This window comes from Nocardioides jensenii JCM 1364 = NBRC 14755, from assembly GCF_001552535.1.
Taxonomy (GTDB): domain Bacteria; phylum Actinomycetota; class Actinomycetes; order Propionibacteriales; family Nocardioidaceae; genus Nocardioides; species Nocardioides jensenii.
The window spans coordinates 1-5,386 of the sequence record NZ_BCRJ01000133.1; the positions used below are offsets into that span (position 1 = coordinate 1).

The 5,386-nt window shown below is 70.5% G+C and carries 6 protein-coding genes; 3 read left to right on the forward strand and 3 right to left on the reverse strand.

Annotation, left to right across the window (positions count from 1 at the left end; translation table 11 throughout):
• Nucleotides 1–955 (reverse strand): serine/threonine-protein kinase (locus NJ4_RS23315; protein ID WP_169799317.1); only part of this gene is annotated, 955 nt, incomplete at its 3' end.
• Nucleotides 956–1,111: 156 nt separating this feature from the next.
• Here NJ4_RS23315 and NJ4_RS23320 point away from each other — a divergent pair.
• The gene (locus NJ4_RS23320) at nucleotides 1,112–2,143 is read left to right on the forward strand and encodes a hypothetical protein (protein ID WP_067441296.1); all 1,032 of its coding nucleotides are present in this window, start codon (nucleotides 1,112–1,114) and stop codon (nucleotides 2,141–2,143) included.
• Here NJ4_RS23320 and NJ4_RS23325 read toward each other — a convergent pair.
• Nucleotides 2,121–3,296 carry a pyridoxal phosphate-dependent aminotransferase gene (locus tag NJ4_RS23325; protein ID WP_067441300.1) on the reverse strand — a complete coding sequence of 392 codons (1,176 nt, stop codon included), beginning with the start codon at nucleotides 3,294–3,296 and terminating at the stop codon, nucleotides 2,121–2,123. The genes NJ4_RS23320 and NJ4_RS23325 overlap by 23 nt on opposite strands.
• Before the next feature lie 31 nt (nucleotides 3,297–3,327).
• Here NJ4_RS23325 and NJ4_RS23330 point away from each other — a divergent pair, with 31 nt between their 5' ends.
• The gene (locus NJ4_RS23330; protein WP_067441317.1) at nucleotides 3,328–4,002 is read left to right on the forward strand and encodes a class E sortase; all 675 of its coding nucleotides are present in this window, start codon (nucleotides 3,328–3,330) and stop codon (nucleotides 4,000–4,002) included.
• Here NJ4_RS23330 and NJ4_RS23335 read toward each other — a convergent pair.
• On the reverse strand, nucleotides 3,992–4,681 hold the full coding sequence (locus tag NJ4_RS23335; protein WP_245644686.1) for a DedA family protein: 690 nt from the start codon (nucleotides 4,679–4,681) through the stop codon (nucleotides 3,992–3,994). The genes NJ4_RS23330 and NJ4_RS23335 overlap by 11 nt on opposite strands.
• Before the next feature lie 65 nt (nucleotides 4,682–4,746).
• On the opposite strand from NJ4_RS23335, the gene NJ4_RS23340 reads away from it, so the two are divergent.
• The gene (locus NJ4_RS23340) at nucleotides 4,747–5,385 is read left to right on the forward strand and encodes a TrmH family RNA methyltransferase (protein ID WP_067441323.1); all 639 of its coding nucleotides are present in this window, start codon (nucleotides 4,747–4,749) and stop codon (nucleotides 5,383–5,385) included.
• Nucleotide 5,386 lies beyond the last annotated feature (1 nt).

The following is a 5,386-nucleotide window of genomic DNA, read 5'->3' on the forward strand; positions in this document are numbered from 1 at the left end:
CCGCGGCGCCGCCGACCCCGCCCATCACGGCGGTCGCCGCGCTACCGACGACCCCGGCCGAGCCGAGCATCCCCGCTCCTGCCGGCAGCGCCGCGATGACACCGCCAATGACCGTGCCCAGCCCGGCGCCGGCCAGCCATGCGGGGCCGTACTTCTGCCGGGCGGCGTGATCGAGGCTGGTCAGGAACGCGGTGGCGTTCTGGTGCCGCACAGCGGGGTCCTTGTCGAGGTCCTGCTGGCAGATGCCGGCCAGGTCGTCGCCGAGGTCGGGCACCAGGCGCCGCGGGTCCGGCACCGGGGCGGTCAGGTGCAGCATCGCGGTGAGGTCGGCGGTCTCACCGCGATAGGGCGGGCGTCCGCAGAGCAGCTCGAACAGCACCACCCCGGCCGCGTAGATGTCACTGCGCGCGTCGACGTGGTCGCCGGCCACCTGCTCGGGGCTGATGTAGGACGGGGTGCCGCTCCAGGTGCCCGGACCGGCCAGGGCCCGCGGCGGCCCGGCCAGCCCGAAGTCGATCAGCCGAGAGGTTCCGGAGGGGTCGATCAGGATGTTGTCGGGCTTGAGGTCGGCATGCACCAGCCCGACCGCGTGGACGGCGGCCAGTCCCTGCAGCGCCCCGTGGAGCACCCCGAGCGCCTGGCGACCGTCGAGCAGCCCGGCCTGCCTGAGCACCTGCCGCAGTGATGCTCCCTCGACGAAGTCGGTGACGATCGCGGCCAGGTCGGGTGTGTCGATCACGTCGCGGACCCGCACCACGTTGGGGTGGTCGACGGCTCGCAGGGCCGCGATCTCGGCACGGAACATCTGACGGCGTACGTCGTCCTGCGGCCAGTTCAGCACCTTGATCGCGACAGTCTCGCCGGTGCCGGGATCGGTGCCCCGGTGCACCGTCCCGAACCCGCCGGAGCCGACCACGCCGGTGACGGGGTAGTGGCCGATGTGCTGCGCGTCCATGTCTCGTCCCATCTGGCTGGTCCCGTCCGGCTGTCCCGTTCCTCGGGCAGGGACACCAGTGTGCCGTCAGCAGGGCGGCGTCGTGGCGGTTCGCGGAGTCTGTGCCACCAGGTGGCGCCGCGAATCCCGGTTGGGCCTCCTGAGAGACTGGGGCGCATGAGCGAGAGCAAGGCCCCCGCCCGACCGCCCCAGGTGACGATGGCCGGCTGGATGACCGTCGGCGCATCGATCTTCATGCTGGTCAACGTCTTCACCTACGTGTCGCAGCTGCGCACGATCGACAATCGTGAAGCGGTCGCCGACACGCTCTCCCGCGACCCGCTCAAGGGCATGGGCATCGACCTCGAGCAGGCCCTCTCGATGCTGCACGGTGCCGCCCTGGTGGCCGGCGCCTGTGCCGCGGCGACCGCGATCCTCGGCTGGTTCGCGCTGCAGCGCAACCGTCAGGCTCGCGTGGCGCTCAGCGTGCTGGTGCTGCCGCTCTTCTTCTCCGGACTGATCGCCAGCCCGTTCCTCTCCTCGATGATCGCCGTGTCGGTCATCCTGCTCTGGGCCCGGCCCGCGCGCGACTGGTTCAACGGGATCACCCCGGAGCCGCCGGCCCGGCGTACGACGCCCGTGGCCACCCCGACGCCTCCGGCCCCGGACGAGCCGCGTTCGTTCGAGGGTTTCGGAGACACCCCGGACGGCCAGGCGGGCCAGGTGGCCACGGCCGCGCGGCGCCCGGCCACGACCTCGACGGGCCCGGTGACCGACCGGCCGACCGAGGTGCTGCAGGCCTGCGTCGTCACCTGGGTGATGTCTGCGCTGGTCGTGCTCGGCATGGGGACGGTGGCAGTCGGCCTGCTGGTCATGCCCGACGTGCTCACCGAGATCTACGAGAGCGACTCCCGCTTCGCCGAGTCCGAGATCAGTGTCGACCAGCTCAAGGTGGCGTCAGTGATCCTGGCCGTCATGTTCTCCCTGTGGGCGATCGGCGCCATGGTGCTGGCCGGGTTCGCCTACCGCGGCCAGAACTGGGCGCGCATCGTGCTCATCATCTCGGCCTCGGTGGCCGGTCTGATGAGCCTGGCCCTGGTGATCAGCTCGCCGCTGCTCCTGGTCGTCGCCGCGACCTGCGCGGCCACCGTCCTGCTGTTGTGCCGTCGCCGCACGGTCGAGTGGTTCAAGCCCGCAGATCGGCCCTGACCAGTCGGTCGACACCCTCGTCGATCACGTCGGGCTCCTTGCAGAACGCCCACCGGATCAGGTGCCGGCCCTCCTCCAGGTCGTCGTAGAACGCCTGTGCCGGGATCGCGACCACCCCGGCTCGCTCGGGCAGGGCGAGGCAGAACTCGTGTCCGTCGGCCCAGCCGAGGCGGCGCACGTCGGTGGTCACGAAGTAGGTGCCCTCCGGGACCCGGACGTCGACGTCGAGCCGGGACAGTCCGGCACAGAGCTGGTCGCGCCGCTCCTGCAGTGACCGGGTCAGCTCGACGTAGAAGTCGGGCTCGTGGTCCAGGGCATGCGCCACCGCGGCCTGCAGCGGGGTGCCGCTCGAGAACGAGAGCCACTGCTTGGCGCCGAGGACCGCCTGCACCAGCTCGCGGGGGCCGGTCGCCCAGCCGATCTTCCACCCGGTGAAGGAGAACATCTTGCCCGCGCTGGAGAGTGTGACCGTGCGCTCGAACATGCCGGGCAGGGTGGCCAACGGGACGTGCTCGTGGTCGTCGAAGACGAGGTGCTCGTAGACCTCGTCGGTCACCACGAGCAGGTCGTGCTCGATCGCCACGTCGGCGACGGCCTGCAGCTCGTCGCGCGTCAGCACCGTGCCGGTCGGGTTGTGGGGACTGTTGAGCAGAAGCAGCTTGGTGCGGTCGGTGATCGCCGCGCGCAACTCGTCCACGTCGAGCCGGAAGTCGGGCGCCCGCAGGGTCACGGGTCGGCGTACGCCGCCGGCGAACGCGATCATCGCCAGGTAGGAGTCGTAGTAGGGCTCGAGCACCACGACCTCGTCGCCCGGGTCGACGAAGGCCAGCAGGGCGGCCGCGATGCCCTCGGTGGCGCCGGTGCTGACCACCACCTCGTGGCCCGGGTCGAGCTCGATGCCGTAGTGACGGGACTGGTGGGCCGCGATCGCCTCACGCAGGGGCAGCGTGCCGCTGCCCGGCGCGTACTGGTTCTCGCCGTCGCGCATGGCCTGCACGGCCCGCTCCACCACGGAGGCCGGCCCGTGCACGTCGGGGAACCCCTGGCCGAGGTTGATCGCGTTGGTGGCCACGGCGAGGGCGGACATCTCGGTGAAGATCGTGGTCGGGATGCCGTCGAGTCTCTTCGCTGCGCGAATGTCTGGGCGTGCCATGGTGCCGAGGGTAGTCGGGCACAATCGCGGCATGACCTCGACTGCCCGGCCGCGTGGCCGATCCCGGACCTGGTGGGCCGGTGTCGCCCTGGTCGTGGGGGGACTGGCCGTCCTCGGCTGGGTGGGCTGGCAGTTCTGGGGCACCAACTGGGTCTCGGGGCGGACCCACCACCGCATCGTGGAGCAGGTGGAGAAGAAGTGGGCAGCCGACGCCGACGACGTGGTGGCGGTGCCCGAGGGAGACGTCGCCGCGTTGATCCGCATCCCCGCCTTCGGTGACGACTACGTGGTGCCGGTCCTGGAAGGTACGACGGACGAGGTGTTGGCGGCCGGTTTCGGGCACTTCAGCGACTCCGCGGGTCCGGGTGGGAAGGGCAACTACGCGCTGGCCGCCCACCGGGTCACCCATGGTGAGCCGTTGCGGGACCTTCCGGAGCTCGAGGCGGGCGACGAGGTCATCGTGCAGACCCGCGGTGCGACGTACACCTATGTGCTGACCAGTGCCGGTGACGGCCTCGAGGTGTCGTTCACCGACGGGTGGGTGGTCGACCCACTGCCGACCAACCCGCACGAGGGCGGCGTGCAGCCCGAACAGCGTCAGGGACAGCGGCTGATCACCCTGACCACGTGCGCCGAGCTGCTCCACACCGATGAGCGACTGGTGGCGTTCGGGGTGCTGAAGGGCGTGGAGCGGGTCAGTCGTTGACGTCGTCGACGATGTCGTCCACGGCGTCGTCGACCTGGCGCCGGTGCCGCCACCACTCGAAGAGCATCGGCAGGACGGAGATCGCGACGATCACCAGCAGGGCCGCCTCGATGTTGTGCTGCAGGAACTCGATGCCGCCGAGGAAGTAGCCGAGCAGGGTGATGCCGGTGGCCCACAGGATCGCGCCGACCGCCGACCACAGGAAGAAGTGGCGGCGGTCCATCTTGCCGACGCCGGCCACCAGGGTGATGAAGGTGCGCACGATCGGCACGAACCGGCCCAGCACGAGGGCCTTGGCGCCGTGCTTGTCGAAGAACTGCTCGGTCTTGGTGAAGTGCTCGGGTTTGAGGAAGCGGCCGCGATGCTCGTAGATCTTCGGCCCGATCGCGCGTCCGATCTCGTAGCCGGTGACGTTGCCGATCAGGGCCGCCGCCGACAGCAGGATGCAGGCGACGACGATGTTGACGTCGATGCCCGCCTCGCCCGCGCCGGAGCGGTGGATGAACAACCCGACACTGAACAGCAGCGAGTCGCCGGGCAGGATCGGGAACAGCAGCCCGCACTCCACGAACACGATCGCGATGCTGACCCAGAACATCTCCTGCCCGAACTTGGCCAGCAGCCACTCGGGGTCCATCCAGTCGAGGCCCAGCAGCAGGGGATGGAGGTCGGCGATCACGGGCGCCACAGTATCGGGCCGACGGTAGGGTTCCCGCCGTGGACCAGCGTGCGCCGTACGACCCGATGCCCCACGGGCCCGACGAGGTCGGCCTCGGCCCGTGGCAGGGCACGTGGCCCCAGGGTGAGCAGTACGACACCCAGCTGCTCGCGGAGGGCGACCGGCGCAACGTGGTGGACCGCTATCGCTACTGGACGATGGAGGCGATCGTCGCCGACCTCGACACCCGCCGGCACGGCTTCCACGTCGCGATCGAGAACTGGCAGCACGACTTCAACATCGGCACGATCGTGCGCACGGCCAACGCGTTCCTGGCCGCCGAGGTGCACATCGTCGGGCGCAAGCGGTGGAACCGGCGGGGGGCGATGGTGACCGACCGCTACCAGCACATCCGCCACCACGAGACCGCCGCCGATCTCGCGGCGTACCTCCATGAGCAGTCGGTGCGGCTGCTGGGCATCGACAACCTGCCCGGCTCGGCGCACCTCGAGACGATGCGGCTGCCGCGCTCGGTGTGCTTCCTGTTCGGGCAGGAGGGCCCCGGGCTCTCCGAGAGCGCACGCGAGGTCGTCGACGGCACCTTCTCGATCGCCCAGTTCGGGTCGACCCGCTCGATCAACGCCTCCGCGGCAGCGGCGATCGCCATGCACACCTGGGTGCGGGAGTACGCCGACCTGTCCGGTGAGGCGGCCTGGCGGGGCTGAA